General features: G+C 55.8%; 22 protein-coding genes. 12 read left to right on the top strand and 10 right to left on the bottom strand.

The window, feature by feature from the left end:
• Nucleotide 1: 1 nt before the first annotated feature.
• The 9 genes from C5F52_RS15660 to badH are packed head-to-tail and all read right to left on the bottom strand — an operon-like array spanning nt 2 to nt 9390.
• Complete coding sequence (locus C5F52_RS15660; protein WP_104799291.1) at nt 2-934, bottom strand: electron transfer flavoprotein subunit alpha/FixB family protein; 933 nt, start codon at nt 932-934, stop codon at nt 2-4.
• Between the two features lie 12 nt (nt 935-946).
• Nucleotides 947-1696 carry an electron transfer flavoprotein subunit beta/FixA family protein gene (locus C5F52_RS15655; protein ID WP_104799290.1) on the bottom strand — a complete coding sequence of 250 codons (750 nt, stop codon included), beginning with the start codon at nt 1694-1696 and terminating at the stop codon, nt 947-949.
• A gap of 9 nt (nt 1697-1705) precedes the next feature.
• Nucleotides 1706-2893 (bottom strand): acyl-CoA dehydrogenase, encoded by a 1188-nt coding sequence (locus tag C5F52_RS15650; protein WP_104799289.1) that lies wholly within the window; start codon nt 2891-2893, stop codon nt 1706-1708.
• Between the two features lie 53 nt (nt 2894-2946).
• Complete coding sequence (locus C5F52_RS15645; RefSeq protein WP_104799288.1) at nt 2947-4110, bottom strand: acyl-CoA dehydrogenase family protein; 1164 nt, start codon at nt 4108-4110, stop codon at nt 2947-2949.
• A gap of 27 nt (nt 4111-4137) precedes the next feature.
• Complete coding sequence (locus C5F52_RS15640) at nt 4138-4914, bottom strand: enoyl-CoA hydratase (RefSeq protein WP_104799351.1); 777 nt, start codon at nt 4912-4914, stop codon at nt 4138-4140.
• Nucleotides 4915-4931: 17 nt separating this feature from the next.
• On the bottom strand, nt 4932-6575 hold the full coding sequence (gene aliA / locus C5F52_RS15635; RefSeq protein WP_104799287.1) for a cyclohexanecarboxylate-CoA ligase: 1644 nt from the start codon (nt 6573-6575) through the stop codon (nt 4932-4934).
• 50 nt (nt 6576-6625) lie between these two features.
• The gene (gene aliB, locus C5F52_RS15630) at nt 6626-7783 is read right to left on the bottom strand and encodes a cyclohexanecarboxyl-CoA dehydrogenase (protein WP_104799286.1); all 1158 of its coding nucleotides are present in this window, start codon (nt 7781-7783) and stop codon (nt 6626-6628) included.
• Nucleotides 7784-7807: 24 nt separating this feature from the next.
• Nucleotides 7808-8590: a 2-ketocyclohexanecarboxyl-CoA hydrolase gene (badI, locus tag C5F52_RS15625; RefSeq protein WP_104799285.1), complete on the bottom strand. Its 783-nt coding sequence runs from the start codon at nt 8588-8590 to the stop codon at nt 7808-7810.
• A 32-nt stretch (nt 8591-8622) separates the two neighbouring features.
• Nucleotides 8623-9390, bottom strand: coding sequence for a 2-hydroxycyclohexanecarboxyl-CoA dehydrogenase (gene badH / locus C5F52_RS15620; RefSeq protein WP_104799350.1), 768 nt, complete (start codon nt 9388-9390; stop codon nt 8623-8625).
• A 138-nt stretch (nt 9391-9528) separates the two neighbouring features.
• On the opposite strand from badH, the gene C5F52_RS15615 reads away from it, so the two are divergent.
• Nucleotides 9529-10035, top strand: a complete 507-nt coding sequence (locus C5F52_RS15615; RefSeq protein ID WP_104799349.1) for a MarR family winged helix-turn-helix transcriptional regulator — start codon at nt 9529-9531, stop codon at nt 10033-10035.
• A gap of 3 nt (nt 10036-10038) precedes the next feature.
• Here C5F52_RS15615 and C5F52_RS15610 read toward each other — a convergent pair whose 3' ends face one another.
• On the bottom strand, nt 10039-10941 hold the full coding sequence (locus tag C5F52_RS15610) for a helix-turn-helix domain-containing protein (RefSeq protein ID WP_104799284.1): 903 nt from the start codon (nt 10939-10941) through the stop codon (nt 10039-10041).
• Nucleotides 10942-11052: 111 nt separating this feature from the next.
• On the opposite strand from C5F52_RS15610, the gene C5F52_RS15605 reads away from it, so the two are divergent.
• The 11 genes from C5F52_RS15605 to C5F52_RS15555 all read left to right on the top strand — a co-directional run bounded on the left by C5F52_RS15605 (nt 11053) and on the right by C5F52_RS15555 (nt 21709).
• Nucleotides 11053-11871 (top strand): SDR family NAD(P)-dependent oxidoreductase, encoded by an 819-nt coding sequence (locus C5F52_RS15605; RefSeq protein WP_104799283.1) that lies wholly within the window; start codon nt 11053-11055, stop codon nt 11869-11871.
• Nucleotides 11872-11887: 16 nt separating this feature from the next.
• Nucleotides 11888-13594: an FAD-dependent oxidoreductase gene (locus tag C5F52_RS15600; RefSeq protein ID WP_104799282.1), complete on the top strand. Its 1707-nt coding sequence runs from the start codon at nt 11888-11890 to the stop codon at nt 13592-13594.
• A complete protein-coding gene (locus tag C5F52_RS15595; protein WP_104799281.1) occupies nt 13591-13926 on the top strand; it encodes an NIPSNAP family protein in 336 nt (111 codons plus the stop codon). The genes C5F52_RS15600 and C5F52_RS15595 overlap by 4 nt, the downstream gene beginning before the upstream one ends.
• A gap of 133 nt (nt 13927-14059) precedes the next feature.
• Nucleotides 14060-14878 (top strand): SDR family NAD(P)-dependent oxidoreductase, encoded by an 819-nt coding sequence (locus C5F52_RS15590; RefSeq protein ID WP_104799280.1) that lies wholly within the window; start codon nt 14060-14062, stop codon nt 14876-14878.
• Nucleotides 14879-14893: 15 nt separating this feature from the next.
• Nucleotides 14894-15745 (top strand): branched-chain amino acid ABC transporter permease, encoded by an 852-nt coding sequence (locus tag C5F52_RS15585; RefSeq protein ID WP_104799279.1) that lies wholly within the window; start codon nt 14894-14896, stop codon nt 15743-15745.
• An 18-nt stretch (nt 15746-15763) separates the two neighbouring features.
• Nucleotides 15764-16744 carry a branched-chain amino acid ABC transporter permease gene (locus C5F52_RS15580; RefSeq protein WP_104799278.1) on the top strand — a complete coding sequence of 327 codons (981 nt, stop codon included), beginning with the start codon at nt 15764-15766 and terminating at the stop codon, nt 16742-16744.
• A gap of 36 nt (nt 16745-16780) precedes the next feature.
• Complete coding sequence (locus C5F52_RS15575) at nt 16781-17509, top strand: ABC transporter ATP-binding protein (protein ID WP_104799277.1); 729 nt, start codon at nt 16781-16783, stop codon at nt 17507-17509.
• A complete protein-coding gene (locus C5F52_RS15570; protein WP_104799276.1) occupies nt 17506-18210 on the top strand; it encodes an ABC transporter ATP-binding protein in 705 nt (234 codons plus the stop codon). The genes C5F52_RS15575 and C5F52_RS15570 overlap by 4 nt, the downstream gene beginning before the upstream one ends.
• A gap of 69 nt (nt 18211-18279) precedes the next feature.
• On the top strand, nt 18280-19467 hold the full coding sequence (locus tag C5F52_RS15565) for an ABC transporter substrate-binding protein (RefSeq protein WP_104799275.1): 1188 nt from the start codon (nt 18280-18282) through the stop codon (nt 19465-19467).
• 122 nt (nt 19468-19589) lie between these two features.
• Entirely contained in the window at nt 19590-20243 is a 654-nt protein-coding gene (locus tag C5F52_RS15560; RefSeq protein ID WP_104799274.1) for an ANTAR domain-containing response regulator, read from the top strand.
• A 221-nt stretch (nt 20244-20464) separates the two neighbouring features.
• Nucleotides 20465-21709, top strand: coding sequence for a CmpA/NrtA family ABC transporter substrate-binding protein (locus C5F52_RS15555; protein WP_104799273.1), 1245 nt, complete (start codon nt 20465-20467; stop codon nt 21707-21709).
• The last annotated feature ends 2 nt before the right edge of the window (nt 21710-21711 follow it).

Raw genomic sequence — 21711 nt, 5'->3', positions numbered from 1 at the left:
CTCACAGCGCTGCGACCAACTCTGGCACCACGGTGAAGAGGTCGGCCTCCAAGCCGAAGTCGGCCACGCTGAAGATGGGCGCTTCTGGGTCTTTGTTGATGGCCACGATGACCTTGCTGTCTTTCATACCAGCCAAGTGCTGGATGGCTCCGCTGATACCGCAAGCCACATACAACTGAGGCGCAACGATCTTGCCGGTTTGACCCACTTGCAAATCGTTAGCGGCGTAGCCTGCGTCCACCGCAGCGCGGCTTGCGCCAATGGCTGCACCGAGCTTGTCGGCCAAAGGCACCATGACTTCGTCAAACTTCTCTGAGCTGCCCAAGGCACGGCCACCAGACACGATGATCTTGGCTGCTGTCAGCTCTGGGCGGTCGCTCTTGGTGACTTCACGGCCCACGAAGCTGCTCTTGCCAGAGTCTGTGGCTGCAGCTGCAGTTTCTACAGCGGCTGAGCCGCCTGTGGTTGCAGCAGCGTCAAAACCCGTGGTGCGCACGGTGATGACTTTGACGGCATCGCTTGATTGCACTGTGGCAATGGCGTTACCCGCATAAATGGGGCGTTCAAACGTGTCTGGGCTGTCTACTTTGGTGATGTCACTGATTTGGCCCACGTCCAATTTGGCGGCCACGCGAGGTGCCACGTTTTTGCCATTGGCTGTGGCGGGGAACAAGATGTGGGTGTAGTTGCTAGCAATGGCGAGCACTTGAGCAGCCACGTTCTCAGCCAAGCCGGCTTCCAACGTTGCGCCATCGGCGTGAATCACTTTGCTCACGCCAGCGATTTGCGCAGCAGCAGCAGCGGCTGCGCCTGCGTTGTGGCCAGCCACCAGCACATGCACGTCAGCGCCAATGGCAGCTGCGGCTGTGACGGTGTTCAAAGTAGCGCCTTTGATCGAGGCGTTGTCGTGTTCTGCAATAACGAGGGATGTCATGGTCGTTTTTCCTTAGATAACTTTTGCCACGTTCTTGAGCTTGTCCACCAAAGTGGCGACGTCTGGCACCTTAATGCCGGCGCTGCGCTTGGCAGGCTCCATCACTTTGAGGGTCTTAATGCGAGGGGTCACATCCACACCAAGGTCTTCAGGCTTGAACACATCGAGCTGCTTTTTCTTAGCCTTCATGATGTTGGGCAAAGTCACATAGCGTGGCTCGTTCAAACGCAAGTCAGTCGTGATGACCGCTGGCATGCTGATGGAAATGGTCTCCAAACCACCGTCGACTTCACGGGTCACGCTGGCTTTGTCGCCTGAGAGTTCGACTTTGGAAGCAAATGTGGCTTGGGGCATGTCTGCCAACGCCGCCAACATTTGGCCAGTTTGGTTGCAGTCGTCGTCAATCGCTTGTTTGCCCAGAATCACCAAGCCCGGTTGCTCTTTGTCGACCAAGGCTTTGAGCAGCTTGGCCACAGCCAAGGGTTGCAGTTCTTCAGCGGTCTCGACCAAGATGCCACGATCAGCGCCAATGGCCATCGCGGTGCGCAAGGTTTCTTGGCACTGGGTCACGCCGCAAGACACCGCGATGACTTCCGTGACCACGCCTTTTTCTTTGAGGCGCACGGCTTCTTCCACCGCGATCTCATCAAACGGGTTCATACTCATCTTGACGTTCGCAATGTCAACGCCCGAGTTGTCCGACTTGACGCGGACCTTGACGTTGTAGTCCACCACGCGTTTGACAGCGACCAAAACTTTCATGGCGATTCCTTAGTTGCTGAAGGCTGCAATGCCTGTGATGGCACGACCCAAAATCAAAGCGTGCACATCGTGCGTGCCTTCGTAGGTGTTGACCACTTCTAGGTTCACCAAATGGCGAGCCACACCAAACTCATCGCTGATGCCATTGCCGCCCATCATGTCGCGTGCCACGCGTGCAATGTCCAGCGACTTGCCGCAGCTGTTGCGCTTCAAGATGGAAGTGATTTCTACGGCAGCAATGCCTTCGTCTTTCATGCGACCCAAACGCAAGCAAGATTGCAGGCCCAATGAAATCTCAGTAAGCATGTCGGCCAGCTTCTTTTGAATCAGCTGATTGGCGGCCAGTGGGCGACCAAACTGCTGACGGTCCAACACGTATTGGCGTGCGCGATGGAAGCAGTCCTCAGCAGCACCCAAAGCCCCCCAAGCAATGCCGTAACGCGCGCTGTTCAAGCAGGTGAACGGGCCTTTGAGGCCACGCACATCTGGGAACGCGTTTTCTTCTGGCACAAACACTTCGTCCATCACGATTTCACCTGTGATTGAGGCTCGTAGGCCAACTTTGCCGTGCACAGCAGGCGCACTCAAGCCTTTCCAGCCTTTCTCCAAAATGAAGCCGCGAATCGCGCCTGCATCGTCTTTGGCCCACACCACAAACACGTCGGCAATCGGGCTGTTGGTGATCCACATCTTGGCGCCGGAGAGCGAATAACCACCGGCCACTTTTTTGGCACGCGTGATCATGCTGCCAGGATCTGAGCCGTGGTTGGGTTCGGTCAAACCAAAGCAACCAATCCACTCGCCTGTGGCGAGCTTGGGCAAGTACTTTTGCTTTTGGGCTTCAGAGCCAAACTCGTTGATAGGCACCATCACCAAGGACGATTGCACGCTCATCATGGAGCGGTAACCTGAATCCACGCGCTCGACTTCGCGGGCCACCAAGCCGTAGCACACATAGTTCAAACCCGCGCCACCATAGGCTTCAGGAATGGTGGGACCCAACAAGCCCAGCTCACCCATTTCGCGAAAAATAGACGCATCGGTTTTTTCATGACGGAAAGCCTCCAACACACGTGGGGCCAAACGCTCTTGGCAATAAGCAGCCGCCGCATCTTTGACTTGACGCTCGTCGTCGGTCAATTGCAGGTCGAGCATGAAAGGGTCGTCCCAGTGAAACTTGGTCGATGAAGTGGACATGAGGGCTCCTAGAAATTGAAAATTGGAATGAATGGGGAACTTAATCGGCTTAATTAAGCCGCTTGGCGCAAAAGTTCTCGGCCAATAATAAGTTGTTGAATTTGGGTCGTGCCTTCGTACAAGCGAAGCAAACGCACGTCACGGTAGAAGCGCTCGACAGGGTACTCGTTGATATAGCCTGCACCACCATGCACTTGCACGCCACGGTCGGCCACGCGCCCCACCATTTCGGTGCAGAACAACTTGGCACACGACACACGCATGGACACATCAGGGTCAGACACATGGGCAGGTTTGCCATCAAAGCGCGCTGCCACGTCTTGCACCAGCGACCAACCCGCCAGCAACTCGGCTTGGCTATCGGCCAACATGGCTTGAATCAACTGGAACTCACCAATCGCTTTGCCAAACTGTTTGCGGTCTCGCGCATACGCAGTGGCTTCTTCAATGATGCGATGCGCCATGCCGCATGACACGGCCGAGATGTGCAAACGGCCACGGTCCAGCACCTTCATTGCAGTTTTAAAACCTTGACCAGGCACGCCACCAATGATGTTGGCTGCTGGCACGCGCACGTTTTCCAAAATCACATCACAAGTTTTGGTGCCGCGTTGTCCCATTTTTTTATCAGTCTTACCAAGCTTGATGCCAGGCAAATCGGAGGGCACGATGAACGATGACACACCGCCTGCACCCGGGCCCCCTGTACGCGCCATCAACGTGAATGCCCCTGCACGAGGTGCATTGGTGATGTACCGCTTGGTGCCGTTGAGCACATAGTGGTCGCCATCCAAATCCGCACGAGTTTTGAGTGATGCCGCATCCGATCCCGCATCAGGCTCGGTCAATGCGAACGACATGATGAGTTCACCACTAGCAACCTTGGGCAAGATGGTCGCTTTTTGCTCAAGCGTGCCATCCATCAAGATGCCTTGCGAGCCAATACCCACGTTGGTGCCAAACACCGAACGAAACGCCAATGAGGTGCGGCCAATTTCGTAAGCCACCTGCACCTCTTGGCTCATAGACAAACCAATGCCGCCAAACTCTTCTGGAATAGACAGGCCAAACAAACCCATCTCTTTCATGTCTTCCACGATATCTGCAGGCACCTCGTCGTGTTCTTCAAGGTGGTTTTCAGCAGGCACCAAACGCTCTTGGATGAAGCGTTGCAGCGTGGGCAGCAAGATGTCAAAAGATTCTTTGTCGAGAGCCATGAAGGTTTTCCTAAAAGGGTAAAAGGATCAGCTGTGCTGGAACGTCGGTTTGCGTTTTTCTAAAAAGGCGTGCATGCCCTCGTGTGCATCTTCACTGGCAAAGCGTGCATACAGCGCATGGCGTTCAAACTTGACGCCTTCGGTGAGCGAGCTTTCCCAAGCACGGTTGACCGACTCTTTGATGGCAATGAGCGCAGGCAATGAAAAACTCGCAATCGTTTCAGCCAGTTTCAAGGTCTCGTCCATCAATGCCTCGCTGGGCACCACACGGGACACCAAACCATAACGGTCGGCCTCTTCGGCACTGAGCATGCGGGCAGACAAACACATATCCATCGCTTTGGCTTTGCCAATCGCACGCGGCAAACGTTGTGTGCCACCAGCACCCGGCAACATGGCCAGCTTGACTTCAGGCAACGCAAACTTAGCTGACTCCGCGGCCACGATGAGGTCGCAGGCCAACGCCAACTCACAGCCACCACCCATGGCAAAACCAGCCACAGCCGCAATCACAGGCTTGCGAATTTGGCGAATGGTTTCCCAGTTGCGGGTGATGAAGGCGGAGCTGAACACATCCATGTAACCCCAATCCGCCATGGCCGCAATGTCAGCGCCTGCCGCAAATGCTTTGTCGCTGCCCGTGATGACGATGGCACCAATGCCATCGTCTGCATCCAGCGCAAGCAAAGCTTCGCCTAAAGCATCCATCAGGGTGTCATTCAAAGCATTGAGTTGCGCAGGTCGGTTCAACGTGAGCACGCCCACACGACCTTGACGTTTTGACAGCACAGTGGGTTGAGACATGGCCATACGTCCTTTGCTCAGTGTTTCTCGTCGCGCAAGATTTCACGCAATTTGAATTTCTGAATTTTTCCGGAAGGCGTTGAAGGCATGGCATCGCGAATCTCCAGTTTTTCTGGGATGTACTGCAATGCAATTTTTTGTGCTTTCAGATACTCAACCAAGGTTGGCAAATCCAAACTTTGGCCCGGTTTCAACACCACCACGGCACAAGCACGTTCACCCAAACGGTCGTCGGGGTAAGCCACGATGGCTGCCATCGCAATGGCAGGATGGCGATACAACAGTGATTCAATTTCCACCACAGGAATGTTCTCACCACCACGAATGATGACGTCTTTGCTGCGGCCCGTGATGCGCACATAACCTTGTGCATCCAAGCGGGCCAAATCCCCCGTGTCAAACCAACCTTCAGCATCGGTGCCGTTGAGGTGCGCACGCTTCAAGTACCCGCCAAAGTTAGAGCACGAACGCACATACAGCTTGCCCGCCTCGCCTGCAGGCAAAGACACGCCATCGTCATTGACCACTTTCAGCTCCACACCGGGCAGCGGCAAACCGTCAGTGGTGAAGGCTCGCTCATCGGGATCGTTGAGTTCAATCAACGTCACGGCACCGTTTTCCGTCATGCCCCATGCCGAGACAATCTTGGTGCCCAACACACTGCGAGCTTGCTCCACCAAAGGCCCTGGAATAGGTGCGCCCGCGCACAAGAAGGTGCGCAACGTGGGAACTTTCTTGCCAGACTCTTCGACGTTTTTGGCCAAGTCGGTCAAGAACGGCGTAGAGGCCATGGTGAAGGTGACGCTTTCGTTACGAACCAAATCAATCGCACGCAAAGGCTCCCACACATCCAGCAACACGGCGCTGGACTTGAGCATGATGGGCATCATCAAGCCGTACATGAAACCGGTTTGGTGTGCCATGGGCGACGCCATCAACACCACATCATTGGCCTCCAAATGCAAACGTGCGGCATAGGGAATGATGTTAGCCATCACCGTGTTGGCGGTGTGCATCACACCCTTGGGTTCACCGGTGGTGCCTGAGGTGTAAATGAGTTGCGTCACATCGTCTGGACCGGGGCGGTGCTGGGTCAACACGGTTTTCGCATGGCTTTCTTTTTCCCACTCAGGGCCGCTGAGCAAGGCTTCAAAACTGTTGGCACCTGCGCCATTGACCACCACCACGTACTTCAAGTCAGGCAAGCTGGGCTTGATCTCGTTGACCATCTTCTCGTAATCAAAGCCGCGGAAAGTTTGCGGAATGATGAGCACCTTGGCTTCGCCATGCTTGAGCATGAACGACAACTCGCGCTCGCGGAAAATGTGCATCAGCGGGTTCATGACCGCACCGATGCGCGAACACGCCAAATAGGTGATGGTGAACTGCCACCAGTTGGGCAACTGGCAGGCCACGATGTCGTTTTGACCCACACCAAGCTTGGTCAAACCAAGAGCCACGCGGTCAGCCATGTTGGACAACTCACGGTAGGTGAAACGTGTGACTTTGCCGCTCTCGGCCTGAACTGCCGTCAGCGCCAATTTGTCAGGGCAAGTGGCCACGCAAGCGTCCAAGTCATCGTTGATGGTGCGGTCATGCCAAAAGCCTTTGGCAATGCTGTGTGCACGACGTGATGGGATCAAAACAGCATCGAATTCCATAGTTGTCTCCTCAGTGGATATGGGTTTTTTATTTTTTAAATACCAAGCTTTTAGGCGGGAACGAACTTGCGTCCTGCACGCGTGCGCGCAATGATGGTCTTCATGATTTGCGCAGTTCCGTCGCCAATCTGGAAGCCCAACACATCACGCAAGCGTTGCTCCATCAAGCCACGGTCGTAACCACCGTGGCCGTAGCACAGCAAGCACTGGTGAATCACATCGTAGGCCAGCTTGGGGCCCCACCACTTGGCCATACCCGCTTCTGCGGTATGAGGTAAACCCTTATCTTTGAGCCACAAACCTTGCAAGCACAACAGACGGGCACCCTCCACTTCGGTGTCGAATTGCGCAAGCGGATGGGTCACACCTTGGAATGCAGACAGCGGTTGACCGAATGCCTGACGTTGCGTGATGTATTCCCACGTTTCTTCCAGCGCCACACGGGCCACGGCCAACACCTGCAAGCCAATGAGCGAACGCGAGAAATCAAAGCCGTGCATGACTTGCACAAAGCCTTTGTTCTCATCACCTAAACGGTGGCTGACGGGCACACGCACGTTTTCAAAGAAGATAGAACCGCGACCGATGGCACGTTGCCCATGGCAGTCAAAGCGGTTGGTGGTCAAGCCCGGTGTGTCCATGGGCACCAGCAAGGCGGTCACGCCATGTGCACCATCTTCGGGTTTGCCGGTGCGACCAAACACCACGGTGATGTCGGCTTGGTCAGCCGCAGAAATGGATGTTTTTTCACCGTTGATCACGTAGAAGTCGCCATCGCGTTCAATGCGCAAACGCAAATTGGCCGCATCAGAACCACCACGTGGCTCGGTCAGTGCAATCGCACAAATGGCTTCACCTTGGGTGAGCTTTTTCAACCAAGACCCCACCACTTCAGGGTTACCGTACTTGGACAAAATTTGGCTATTCAAGGACGCCAACAAATTCAAGTAAGAAAAACTCAAATCGGCGCGAGCAATTTCTTCGTGAATCACACCCGCAGCCAAGCAACCCATGCCCAAACCGCCAAACTCTTCTGGCAGTTCAGGGCAAATGAATCCGAGTCCGCCCATTTCACGCAACAGCGCACGGTCAAACACGCGGGTTTTGTCGCGCTCTAAAAAGCCAGGCTTCACACGTTCGTCGGCAAAGCGACGCACGGTTTCGGCCAAGGCTTGCAGGTCTTCGTCAATGTAGGGATTGGGATTCATCACGGAGCTCCTTGGTCGGGCGAATTACTTGGCGTATTTACGGAACTCGGGCTTGCGCTTTTCTTTCAGCGCATTCACGCCTTCACGAGACTCCTCGGTGTCGTAATACAGCTTGAGGGCGTACATGCCCAAGCCTGCAATGCCTGACTGATGCGCGGTGTCGGCATTGAAGCTGCGCTTGGCAATGGCAATCGCGGTAGGGCTGCGCTCGCAAATTTCTTCGCCCCACTTTTGCACTTCGGCATCGAGTTGGTCGTGTGGCACACACACGTTGGCCAAACCCATGGCTACCGCTTCAGCACCGGTGTAGCGGCGGTTGAGGTACCAAATTTCACGGGCTTTTTTCTCGCCCACCACGCGCGCCAAAAAGGCGGTGCCGTAGCCAGGATCAACCGAACCCATCTTGGGGCCGACTTGGCCAAACACGGCCTTGTCAGAACAAATGGTCAAGTCACAAATCGTGCACAACACATTGCCACCACCGATGGCAAAACCTTGCACACGGGCAATCACAGGCTTGGGCACATCGCGAATCGCGGTGTGTAACTCTTCCATGGGCAAGCCAATGGTGCCGCGGCCGTCGTAGTTGCCATCGTGTGCCGATTGGTCGCCACCGGTACAAAACGCACGGTCACCTGCACCGGCCAACACAATCGCGCCCACGTTGCGGTCGTAGCCTGCTTTGTTCAGGGCTTTGATAATTTCGTCGCAGGTGGTGCCACGAAAGGCATTCATCTTGTCGGCACGGTTGATCGTGATCCAGGCCACGCCGTTGCGGTTTTCGTAAAGGATGTCTTCGAATTGCATGTGTGTCTCCAAATAGGTAGGAATGCTAGAAATTAACCGTGCATGGTCAAACCACCAGACACGCTGATGACTTGACCGGTGATGAAGGAAGCGTCGTCGCTGCCAAAGAAAGCAATCGCGCTGGCCAAGTCGTCGGGCTGACCCAAACGACCCAAGGGAATCGCACTGCGGAAGGCTTCGATCAACTTCGCGGGATCGCGTGCGCCTTCGGCCACACCTGCCAACAAAGCGGTGTCTGTCGGACCAGGGCACACCACGTTGACCGTGATGTTGTGGCGTGCATGTTCGCGTGCCAATGTTTTAGACAAGGCCACCAAGCCACCTTTGCAAGCGGAGTACACCGCTTCGCCAGAGGAGCCGCCACGTGCAGCATCAGAAGCGATGTTCACAATGCGGCCCGCGTTGCGCTCGACCATGCCAGGCAACACAGCGTGCAACATGTGCAAAGCGCCGGTCAAGTTGATGGCAATCAGCTTGCTCCACTCATCGGGCACTGTTTTCACGAAAGGCTTGAACACATCCCAACCCGCGTTGTTCACCAACACGTCGATGGACCCGAGTTGAGCGATGGTCGCAGTCACCGCTGCATCCACTGCCGCACGGTCGGTGATGTCGCACTTGAAGGCCACAGCGTTGCCACCCGAGGCCTTGATGCCATCGGCGACTTTTTGAGCAGCTTCCAAATTCATATCGAATACCGCGACCTTCGCGCCTTCGGCGGCGAATCGGCGGCAAGTGGCGCCACCAATGCCACCGGCACCTCCGGTGACGATGACGGTTTTGTCTTTCAATTTGTGCATGCTGTGCTCCATGTTGGCAAGGTTGTTATGCTTTGCATCAACATCATGCAGTTTTAAATTCTGCATTTATGTCAATGTGTTTACGTATATTACGTGAATCACGAACACCTTCGCAAGCATTTTTTCCAGCAAAACACCATGGTTTACCCTAAAGAAAACAGCGACTCCGCACGATTGGAATTGGCCAATAGGTTGTTCTTTCGCCTGTATCAATGCGCCAACATGTTGCACAAAACAGGCACCCGCGCTGTGGAAAAGGAAGGCCTCACCACGCAACAGTGGGCGGTGCTGGGCGCCCTCTCACGCACCGATGCCGAAGGCGGCATGAGCGTGGGCGATTTGGCGCGCTACTTGAAGGTGAGCCGCCAAAACCTCTCTGGACAAATTGGACGCATGGAGCGCGATGGCCACATCGAACTGCAGGCCGACACCCGAGACCGACGCGCCAAGCGCGTGACCATGACTAAGCATGGGCGCAAGATTTGGGAGAAAGATGCACAACCCAAAATTCGCGCGTACTACGAGGCAGCGTTGACCGACTTCTCGACGGGCGACCTCACCCACACCCTGCATTACCTGATGAAGCTGCTCGACAACATGGAAAAAATTGACCAGTCCGTCGACCCCAACAACGAAGAGGAATAAGCCTCAGGTCACCTTGGCATGCATGGACGCCAAGGCGCGGCCACGAAACTCAGAAGGCGTGAGTCCTGTGTGCTTTCGGAAAAAACGCGTGAAGTAAGCCTCATCAACAAAGCCCACCAAATTGGCGATTTGCTTGATGCCATCGGTGGAGTACACCAACTCTCGCTGCGCCTCGTGCAAGATGCGCGCGTTCACCACATCTTGGCTGGACACATTCAACACCTCACGACACAAACGCGTGAGGTGTCCTGCCGTCAAACCCATTTCATTCGCATAGTCGTCAATCGGACGACGCTCGCGGAAATGCACATCCACCAGCGCACGGAATTTTTCAATTTGTTGCGCCTTGCGCGAGTTGTGCGCCATGGGCGTTGGCTCCAACACATTGCTCAAGCGTGCCACTTGCACCAACAAAGCCATCACCAGCGACATACCTGCAGCCACCTGCCCCACGGCATGCACACGCCATTCACGCTCAATGCCTAAAAACAAAGGCATTAACGCCTCGGCATGGCGGCTGGACTCATCCAGTTGCAACACCGCAGGCTTGCGCAACACCGACACCAATTCCGGCATCACCACCGCTGCCATCGACTCCAATGATTTTTGCGAGGCCGTCACCACCGGCCCATCGATGCTGGGACTGAAGCGAAACGCATGCACGTTTTGGGCTGGTACCAAAATCAATGCCGGACTGTTCACGTGGTAACGCGCATCGTTGATCAACACCTCGCCTTCACCTTGTATGAGGTACAAAATTTGAATGAACGCATCATGCGTGTGTGGGCGAATGTCATAGTTGTAAGGGGATGAGCGCACAGGTATCCACTCAAACTGGAATGAGTTAGTCCAGCCGCTTTGCTGCTGGTCACCATACAAGTCATAACGTGGAATTGAGCTTTTCATCAGGGTTACTCCTAGGCGTTTATGCATGAATTGTCCTAGTGACTGCAGGATTCGTCAAATTAAAAAAATACCAGCCCACACAAACTACCTGCACTTCAAAAGGTGCTGACGATGAACAAACAACAACATTGGCTGGGATTACAAGAGCGTGTGTGCGTGGTGACAGGCGCAGCCAGCGGTATTGGCGCAGGCATTGCACAAGCACTGGCCGATGCAGGCGCCAAGGTGGCCTTGCTGGACCGCAACACCGAAGGCTCACAAGCCATGGCCGCCAAGCTCACTGCACAAGGCGCTACCGCCATCTCGATTGCCTGCGACACCACACAAGAACCTCAAATCAAAGCAGCTGCCGAACGCGTGGCCGACGAGCTGGGCACGTGCTACGCCTTCATCAACAACGCAGGGCTGTTGCGCTCGGGCAGCTTGGACGAGGTGAGCGTGGACGACTGGAACCACGTGCTCAACGTCAACCTCACCGGCTACTTGCTGTGCGCACGCACCTTTGCCAAACCCATGCGCCAAGCAGGCGTAGGTGCTTTGGTGCACATCGCATCCATCGCCAGCTTATTCCCCCAAACCAGCAGCGGCGCCTACAGCGCTAGCAAAGCTGGGGTGCTTTTGATGTCTCGACAAATGGCGGTGGAATGGGGACCGCAAGGCGTGCGCAGCAACGCCATTTGTCCCGGCATGATTCGCACCCCACTGTCCGCCAAGTTTTACGAAGAGCCTGGCTTTGAAGCCCAGCGCGCTGCCGTGACTGCCAGCCGCCGCGTGGGCGAACCACAAGACATCGCCGATGTGGCCGCTTTCTTAGCCAGCCCACGCGCTGCGTATGTGAATGCCGCCGAGTTGGTGGTGGATGGCGGCATGTCCTCGATGTTGATGGACATGGTGCCGCGCTCCGGCTTTAACAACACCGTGAAAAACTGAACAACAGGAGAACGCAATGTCTCAAAACTTTGAATGCGATGTGGTGGTGGTGGGCTCAGGCGCAGCAGGTTTGTCTGCGGCCATCACAGCCAAGAAACGTGGCCTAGATGTGGTGGTGCTCGAAAAAGAGCCCGTCTTTGGTGGCACGACCGCACTGTCAGGCGGCGTGTTGTGGATTCCACTGAATCAACATGGCCGCAAACAAAACCCTGACGACACCCGCGACGCTGTGCGCACCTACATGATGCAAGAAACCGGCAGCTACTTTGACGCAGCTGCTGTGGACGCCTTCATCGAGAACGGCCCCAAGATGGTGGAATTTTTCGAGCGCGAAACCGAAATGAAATTCGTGCCCACCATGTACCCCGATTACCACCCAACAGTGGCAGGCGGCGTGGACATTGGCCGATCCATCTTGGCCGCGCCTTTTGACATTCGTGGCTTGGGCAAAGACATGCCACGCTTGAAGCCGCCACTCAAAACCATCACCTTCATCGGCATGATGTTCAACTCATCCAATGCAGATTTGAAACATTTCTTTCAAGCTACCAAGTCACTGACCTCGTTCATCTATGTGGCCAAGCGCTTGGTCACCCACATCAAAGAATTGGCGTTGTACCAACGCGGCATCAACGTCACCAGTGGTAACGCTTTGGCCGCACGCTTGGCCAAGTCAGCACTCGACTTGAACATCCCCATTTTGACCAGCAGCCCCGTCAAAGAAATTGTGATGAAGAACGACCACGCCACAGGCGTGCGAGCAGGTGGAGAAGGCGGTGAGCGAGTCATCACCGCACGCCATGGTGTGGTGCTGGCCTGTGGTGGATTTCCGCACGATGTCAAACGCATCACCAAAGCCTATCCACACCTGCAACGTGGCGGTGAACATTTATCCCCCACTCCCACCAGCAACACTGGCGATGGTTTGAACATGGCCGAAGCTGTGGGCGGCAAAGTGGAGATTCGCTTCAAAGACGCAGCGGCTTGGATGCCCGTGTCGTATGTACCTTATGCCAATGGCGAGTTCGGCGTGTTTCCGCACCTACTGGATCGCTACAAACCCGGCATCATCGGCGTGCTGAAAAACGGCAAGCGCTTCACCAACGAAAGCAATTCGTACCATGATGTGGGCGCTGATTTGATTCAAGCCTGCAACGGTCAAAAAGACACCGCCATGTGGCTGGTGTGTGACAAGACCACCCTCGGCAAATACGGCATCGGGTTTGTCAAACCTGCCCCCATGCCCATTGGTCGCTTCCTGCGCAACGGCTACCTCATCCAAGGCAACACCTTGGCAGAGCTGGCCCACAAAGCAGGCATCGACCCCGCAGGCTTGGAGCAAACCGTGCGCGATTACAACGTCGATGCCGTCAAAGGCAATGACCCCACATTTGGTCGTGGCACCACCACCTTCAACCGCTATTTGGCCGACCCCGAAAACAAACCCAACCCTTGTGTGGCACCCGTTCAAACCGGGCCGTTCTATGCGGTAAAAGTCATCATGGGCGACTTGGGTACTTTTGATGGGATTCAAACCAGCGTGGCAGGCGAAGTGCTCAAAGACGATGGTTCTGCCATTGGTGGTTTGTATGCCGTAGGCAATGACCGCGCCAGCATCATGGGAGGCAACTACCCTGCTGCCGGTATCACACACGGCCCCAACATGACGTTTGGATTTGTCACGGGCAACCACATCGCCGACCAAGCAGGAGCGAAGGCATGAACCACTTGAACAAACCGCTCATTGACCACCGCATCTACACCATTGCCTTGCGCAAGATGCCGGAATTCTTGGAAGTCTTCAACCGATTGGCCATGCCCATCTTGATGGAAACCTTGGGGCATCCCGTGGGTTTTTACACCAGCTTGGTGGGGCCACAAAACCAATTCGTTCATCTATGGGCTTACGACGATTTGGCCGACTACGAACGCCGCTGCAAAGCGCGTGACAGCCATCCAGACTTTGCTGCGTATTTGGCTGCATCGGGGCACTTGATCACCGCCCAAGAAACACGACTCATCAAAGCGGCGCCAATGCCAGCTTGGCAAATTTAAATCAATGTATTGACTTAAAAAGTCAAAACTCGCTAGGGAAAACGATAGTGATTTATTGGATAAATCAACTGACACCGCCAAAACAACTTCAGATAATAAACGTCAATACATTGACGTATTTACAAACCAACCCATGAACCCAAAAGCCGCCTCACTGACTACCCATGTTGTCGCCATCACTGGCGCAGCCGATGGCATTGGCTGGGCCACGGCGCAGCTGTTTTCAGGGCGTGGCTGGCGTGTGGCCTTACTGGACATGGATGGCCACAAAGCCAAAGAACGTGCACAGACCTTGGGACCACAGCACGTGGGCGTGGCCTGTGATGTCACCGATGAAGCCCAAGCCTCGGCGGCCATCACACACACCGTGGCACAACTGGGTCGCTTGGATGCCTTGGTCAACAACGCGGGCATTGGCGACCAAACTGCCCCCACCCTGCAACAAACCGCCCAGGCGTTTGACCGCGTGCTGTCGGTGCATTTGCGTGGTGTGTTTTTGATGACGCAAGCCGCGCTCGGTCACATGCAAACACAAGGCCGCGATGCCAAAGGCAATCGCGGTGCCATCGTCAACATCGGCTCAATCGCCAGCACGGGCGGTATTCCAGGACGCAACGCATATTGCGCAGCCAAGGCTGGCGTGCTGGGCATGACACGCGCACTCGCCACCGAATGGGCACGCCAAGGCATTCGCGTGAATGCGGTCGCCCCCGGTTATGTGGCCACCGCATTGGTTGCCAGCTTGGCCGACAAAGGCGCCATCAACGCCAGCGCCATTGCACAGCGCACACCACTGGGGCGCATGGCCGAACCCGCTGAGATTGCAGAAACCATTTTCTTTTTAGCCTCGTCCGCGGCCAGTTACGTCACGGGTGCCACCTTGGCGGTGGACGGGGGCTGGAGCGTGCTGGGCGCACCCGACTTGGCACTTGGCGACATTGAACACGCTTAACAGGAGACAACACACATGTTGACCATCAACCTTTTTAACGGCCTCGTCTACGGCGCATTGCTCATCGTGATGTGCTCGGGCCTAGCCTTGATCTACGGCCTGCGCCGTGTGGTCAACTTTGCCCACGGCTCGCTCTACATGCTGGGCGCTTACCTGGGTTACACCGTGGCCTTGCAAAGCAACTTCTGGGTCGCTTTGGTGGTCGCCCCCGCTTTGATGGCCGTCTTTGGCGTGCTGCTGGACCGCTACGGTTTTCGCCTGCTACAAGACCGCGAACCTCTCACCGTCGTGCTGGTCACCTTCGGCTTGCTGCTCGTCATCGAAGACATGGTGCAGTCGGTGTGGGGCAAAAGTAATTTGTCTGTCGCAGCGCCTGAGGCCTTGAACTTCTCTGTGGATTTGTTTGGCACCCCAGTGCCCGCCTACCGCATTGGCGTCATCGTGATAGGCGCTGCCGTGGCGCTGGGCTTGAGCCTATGGCTGCGCTACTCCAAAGTGGGTTTGTTTGTGCGTGCCGCCAGTACCAACCCTGTGACCACCGCCATGCAAGGCGTCAACACCGATGCCTTGAGCGCTGGTGTGGTGGGTTTAGGCACCGCGTTGGCTGGCTTGGCCGGTGTGGTGGCTGCGCCCTTCTTGTCGCTGTCACCCTCCATGAGTTCAGACGTGTTGATTGACTCTTTTGTGGTGGTGGTGATTGGCGGCTTGGGTTCACTCGCAGGCGCCTTCATTGCGGCGTTGTTGTTGGGCATGGTGCAGGCCATTGGCGCGGTGTATTTGCCTGACGCATCGGTGCTGCTGCCCTTTGTGTTCATGGTCGCCATCTTGATTTGGAAGCCGGCAGGTTTTGCTGGCAGCCGCACCTAATTGACAAGGACATTTGGTATGAGCCCTTTACGCGCAATTCTTTTTTCGATCGCCGCCCTGATGGCAGGCGTGGGCGTAGTGACGGTGGTGAGTTCGAACACACTGCTGTCACTGCTCACGCAAGCGGTGGTGTATGCCGTGTTTGCCTTGGGCATCGGCGTGCTGCTCAAACAAAACGGGCTGGTGAGTTTTGGCCATGCGTTGTACTTTGGTGTGGCAGGCTACGCCATTGGCATCACCCTGCAACAACAAATCATGCCCGTGGAATGGGCCATCTTAGCCACCTTGATCGGGGTGGGCATCGCTGCTTTTGTGGTGGGCCTCATCATCGTGCGTGTGCCTGGCATTGCGTTTGGCATGTTGACGTTGGCGATTGGTCAAATGTTCTTCTTGTCCGTCTCGCGTGCACGCGGCATCACCGGTGGCGCAGACGGCATGCAAGTCGACTGGCCTGCCACTATTTTTGGCTTCAGCCAATCGGCCATCCTCAAGCCCGCCGCCATGTTTTTGATTTGCTGGTCGACGCTGGTCATCGTCATGCTGCTGCTCACCTTGTTGCTCAACACACGCTTTGGTGCCATCACCGAAGCCGTGCGTGACAACGAAGAACGCGCACGTTTCATTGGCATCTCCACCGTCATTCCACGTGCGGCCATTTATGCACTGTCGGCTGTAGTCACTGCAGTGGCAGGTTTGTTGTCCACCCTGAACACGGGTTTTGTTTCCCCTGAAAACTTGCACTGGAGCTTGTCAGGCATGGCCTTGATGATGGTCGTGGTGGGAGGTTTCAAAGCGCTGTGGGGCCCCGCGCTGGGCGCTGTGGTGTATTTCATCTTCAAAGACGTGGTGGGCGACTACGCCACCCACTGGATGTCTATTTTTGGTGTGGCCTTGATTGCCGTCATCGTGTTCTCGCCCACCGGCATTGCAGGTGCCTTGCAAGCGCTCTGGAGCGGCAAACCCGCCGCGGCGTCACGCGCCAAAGCCGGTGCGCATTAAGCAACGCGCAGAGCGACACACAGACACGGAGCCCTTATGAGCAATTCCTCTTCTTATGTACTTCAAGCCGAAGATGTGGCCATCCACTACGGCGGCGTCAAAGCCGTCGACGGTGTATCCCTCACTTTGGAAAAAGGCCAAATTCGCGGCTTGATTGGCCCCAACGGTGCCGGCAAGTCCACGGTCATCGATGCCATCACGGGTCGCCGTCGTTTGACACGCGGCAAAGTCACTTTGCGTGGCACCAATGTCAGCGAGATGGGCGTGGTCGAACGCCGCATGCTTGGCTTGTCACGCAGCTTTCAACGCACCAGCATTTTTGGTGGCATGCCCGTTCGCAAACAAGTCGAGCTCGCCTCGCACAAGATGGGCGTGCACGACTCAGCCGCCGATGCAGATGCTGTGTTGAAAGAACTCGAACTCGACCGCCTGGCCGATGTGATGGCCGAAGACTTGGGCTACGGCGAACAACGCCGTCTCGATTTGGCGTTGGCTTTGGTCGGACGCCCCAGCGTGTTGCTGCTGGACGAGCCCATGGCTGGTTTGTCTGTCAAAGAATCACATGATTTGGCGCACCACCTCAAAGCGCTCACCTCCCGCTGGGACGTGTCAGTGCTCTTGGTCGAACACGACATGGATGTGGTGTTTGGCATCTCGGATGTGGTGACTGTTTTTGAATTGGGCCGTGTCATTGCCAGTGGCGAACCGGCAGCCGTGCGCGCTGACCCACGTGTGCGTGAAGCTTATTTGGGGAGTGCAGCATGAGCGCCTTACTGAACCTGAAAAACGTGCATGCGTATTACGGCGCTGCGCACATCTTGCACGGCCTGAACTTGCATGTGAACGCGGGCGAACGCGTGGCCTTGATTGGTCGCAACGGCGTGGGCAAGACCACGGTGGTCAACACCATCTTGGGATTGGCCGACCTCAAAGAGGGTCATATCCGCCTGGCGCAACACGACATCACCAAGCCACGCCCTTACATCGCTGCACAGCACGGCATCGTGGTGGTGCCACAAGGTCGCTGCATCATCGCCAACTTGACTGTGGAAGAAAACCTGTTGCTCGGCGCCGCCGTGGGTCGCAAAGGGCCTTGGTCTGTGACCGAAATTTACAAGATCTTTCCCATCCTGCAAGAGCGTGCCCACACCCCAGGCACCGCGTTGTCAGGCGGTCAACAACAGATGCTGGCTGTGGGTCGCGCCTTGATGGCCAACCCCAGTTTGATTTTGTTGGACGAACCCACCGAGGGCTTGGCCCCTGTCATCGTCGACCAACTTGCTGAGATTTTCAACCGCGTGGCTGACCAAGGCACGGCGCTGTTGTTGATTGAACAGAACATGAGCCTCGTCGCACGCGTGGCGCACCGTTACTTGGCCATGGCCAAAGGCTCGGTGGTGGCACAAGGCGTGGTGACCAACTCGCCTAAAGGCCTCAAAGATTTAGAAAGCCATGTCATGGTCTAACGCCATCGCACACCGTTCCCAACGGCCGTCGGACCGTTTCCGGCAATCCTTCATTCCTAGGAGACAAGCATGCAACATAAAAAAATCTATCAACTTTTAGCAAGTGCAGCGCTGGTGACAGCCCTGCCGTTGAGCGCCTTGGCGCAAGGCAAAGAACCGGTCAAGGTCGGCTTGGTGTCATCCAAATCTGGCGTATTCGCGGAGCAAGGCGAAGAAGTCATGCGCGCCGTGAAGTTCGCCATTGAAGAAGCCAACAGCAAAGGTGGCGTGGATGGCCGCAAAGTTGAAGTCCAAGAAGGCGACGACGAAAGCACACCAGACGCAGGTCGTCGTGTGGCGGAAAAAATGGCACGTGATGGCCACAACCTGTTGATCGGTGCAGTGCCCTCGTCCATCTCTTTGGCGATTGCACAAAACTTAGACCGCTGGGATGCGGCTTACTTCATCCAAGCCAGTAAGTCAGACAAACTGACCGGTGACACCTGCAAGCCTCGCAGCTTCCGCACCAACCACTCTGACGCGATGGACATCGCAATGATCAATGAGTGGGCTAAGAAAATCAAAGGCAACACCTTTGCCGTGATTGCAGCCGATTACGTGTGGGGCCGTGACTCTGGCGAATCTTTCAAGAAAGCCATGGAAGCACAAGGCAAGAAAGTGCCATTGACTTTGTACGTCCCTATGGGCACCAAAGACTTCTCACCCTACATCGCACAACTCAAAGCTGCCAACGTCGATGGCATTTGGGTTGCAGAAGTAGGTCGTGATGCGATGGCCTTCGTCAAACAAGCAGGCGAGTTCAACCTCATTCCCAATACCCCACTGATTGGCCACGCGCTGATTTCTAACTTCATCATCAACGCCACCGGTAAAAACCTCGAAGGCGTTCCTGGCAACTCAGGCTATGCCGCAGACTTGAACAACCCACGCAACAAAGAGTTCGTGGCTGCTTGGAAAGCCAAGTTCAACCGCATGCCCACCGATGCCGAAGGCCAAGCCTACAACGGCGCGCAAGTCATGTTTGATGGCGTGCGTTTGGCCAAGAGCGTGAAGCCAGAAGACGTGAGCAAAGCCTTGCGTGGCGCAGAACTCAACACCATCTACGGCAAAGTCACCATGCGTGCGGCTGACAACCAACTGGTGCTGCCTAACTATGTAGGCCGCGTGAAGATGGTAGACGGCGCCTTGCGCCCAGTGATTGAAGACACTTACCCAGCGTCTTTGACACCTCCACCATCGCCTTTGTGCAAGATGTAATCCCATCTGAAACTTAGCGCTTCAAAGGCCCCAGATGCCATCTGCATCTGGGGCCTTCTTGTTTATGCGTGAACTGGCCCATTCCTTGCAAGTTGGCAAAGGCATCCCCACATTCACCCCGCATGAAAAGCAAGTTTCCCCACCCCAAGTCACCCACCGCACTGAAAATCGTGGTGGTCGCGCCCGACTTGGATATTCAAGACGCGAGCGATGAACACGCCGTGTCACAAGCCGAGCGCTCTAGGGCGCTGCGCATTGGCTTGCTAGAAAGCGGCTTCAACCTGATTGCCACCCTGCCTGCCGATGTGTTTTTGGCAGACCGCATTAGCCAGTTGCAACCCGACCTCATCATCGTGGACGCCGAGTCTGAAGCCCGCGATGCGTTAGAGCATGTGGTGTTCGCCACCCGTGACGCGCGGCGCCCCATCGTGCTGTTCACCGACGACAACGACACCACCCATGTGCGCGACGCCGTGGCCGTGGGCGTGTCGGCCTACATCGTCGATGGCCTGTCGAGCACCCGCATCCGTCCCATCTTGGATGTCGCTATGGCACGCTTCGAATATGAAGAGCGCCTGCGCGATGAGCGCGACGATGCGCGCAACGCGTTGCAAGAACGCACGGTGGTGGATCGCGCCAAAGCCCTGTTGATGGAACGTCAAGGCCTGAGCGAGCAAGACGCTTTCACCAAGCTGCGCAAAGTGGCGATGGACAAAGGTTTGAAGATGGGCGACGTGGCACAACGCACACTCGACATGGCCGACCTGCTGTCCTAATTTGGTGCGCCTTCTTGGTGCGGTTTTAAATAAACGCTCCGCGATGGGGCGTTTTTTCATGCGGGAGAACCCTGAACAGCTGGCACAGCAATTGCAAACAGTTCACGTTAAGAACCAATGACGGTTCAAGGACAAAGGCGTCCCCACCCATGCACCCCAGGTGCGTGTGGTGAGGACGCCTTTGTCGTTTCTGCCCCCGTTTTTTATTTAGGAGTGATGTCATGACGAAACTTTTGGAGACCCCCATGAGCCGCCGCAACATTTTGCAAGCCGCCACCGCAGGCGCTCTCACCATCGCCCCTGCGTTGCGCGCTGCGGTGTATGCCCAAGGTTCAGACAAACCTGAAAAAGAAGAAGTGCGCATTGGCTTCATTCCCCTCACCGATTGCGCAAGCGTCGTCATGGCCTCGGTATTGGGCATCGACAAAAAATACGGCGTCAAGATCATTCCCACCAAAGAGTCCAGCTGGGCGGGTGTGCGCGACAAGTTGGTCAACGGCGAGCTCGACTTTGCCCACGCTTTGTATGGTTTGATTTACGGCGTACACATGGGCACCGCTGGCCCGAAGAAAGACATGGCCGTACTGATGAACTTGAACCAAAACGGCCAAGCCATCACGCTGTCCAAAAAGCTCGCCGACAAAGGTGCAGTCGATGCCGCTAGCCTCGCCAAGTTGATGGCCACCGACAAACGCGAATACACCTTTGCACAAACCTTCCCCACCGGCACACACGCCATGTGGCTGTATTACTGGTTGGCCAGCGTAGGCGTGAACCCACTCAAAGACGCCAAGGTCATCACGGTGCCGCCGCCTCAAATGGTGGCCAACATGCGCGTTGGCAACATGGACGGCTACTGCGTGGGCGAGCCTTGGGGCCACCGCGCGATTGCCGATGGCATTGGCATCACCGCCGCAACCACCCAAGACATTTGGCGTGACCACCCTGAAAAAGTGCTGGGCACCACGGGTGACTTCGTCAAGAAATACCCCAACACTGCACGCGCTGTGACCGCCGCGATTTTGGAAGCGGGCAAGTGGATTGACGCAGGCTTGCAAAACAAAATGAAGATGGCCGAAACCATCGCCGACAAAGCTTATGTGAACACCAGCGTGGATGTGATCAACCAACGCATCTTGGGCCGCTACCAAAACGGTTTGGGCAAAACCTGGGACGACCCCAACCACATGAAGTTCTTCAACGACGGCACTGCCAACTTCCCTTACCTCTCAGACGGCATGTGGTTCCTCACACAGCACAAGCGTTGGGGCTTGCTCAAAGACCACCCTGATTATTTGAAAGTGGCCAAAGAGATCAACCAAATCGACATCTTCAAACAAGCCGCTGCGGCCAGCAAAACGCCAGTGCCTAAAGACGTGATGCGCACCAGCAAATTGATGGACGGCGTGGTGTGGGACGGCAAAGACCCGAAGAAATACGCCGACAGCTTCAAAGTTCACGCTTAAAG

It is taken from the genome of Limnohabitans sp. TS-CS-82 (genome assembly GCF_002943475.1).
This window is presented reverse-complemented; position numbering and strand designations above follow the sequence as displayed.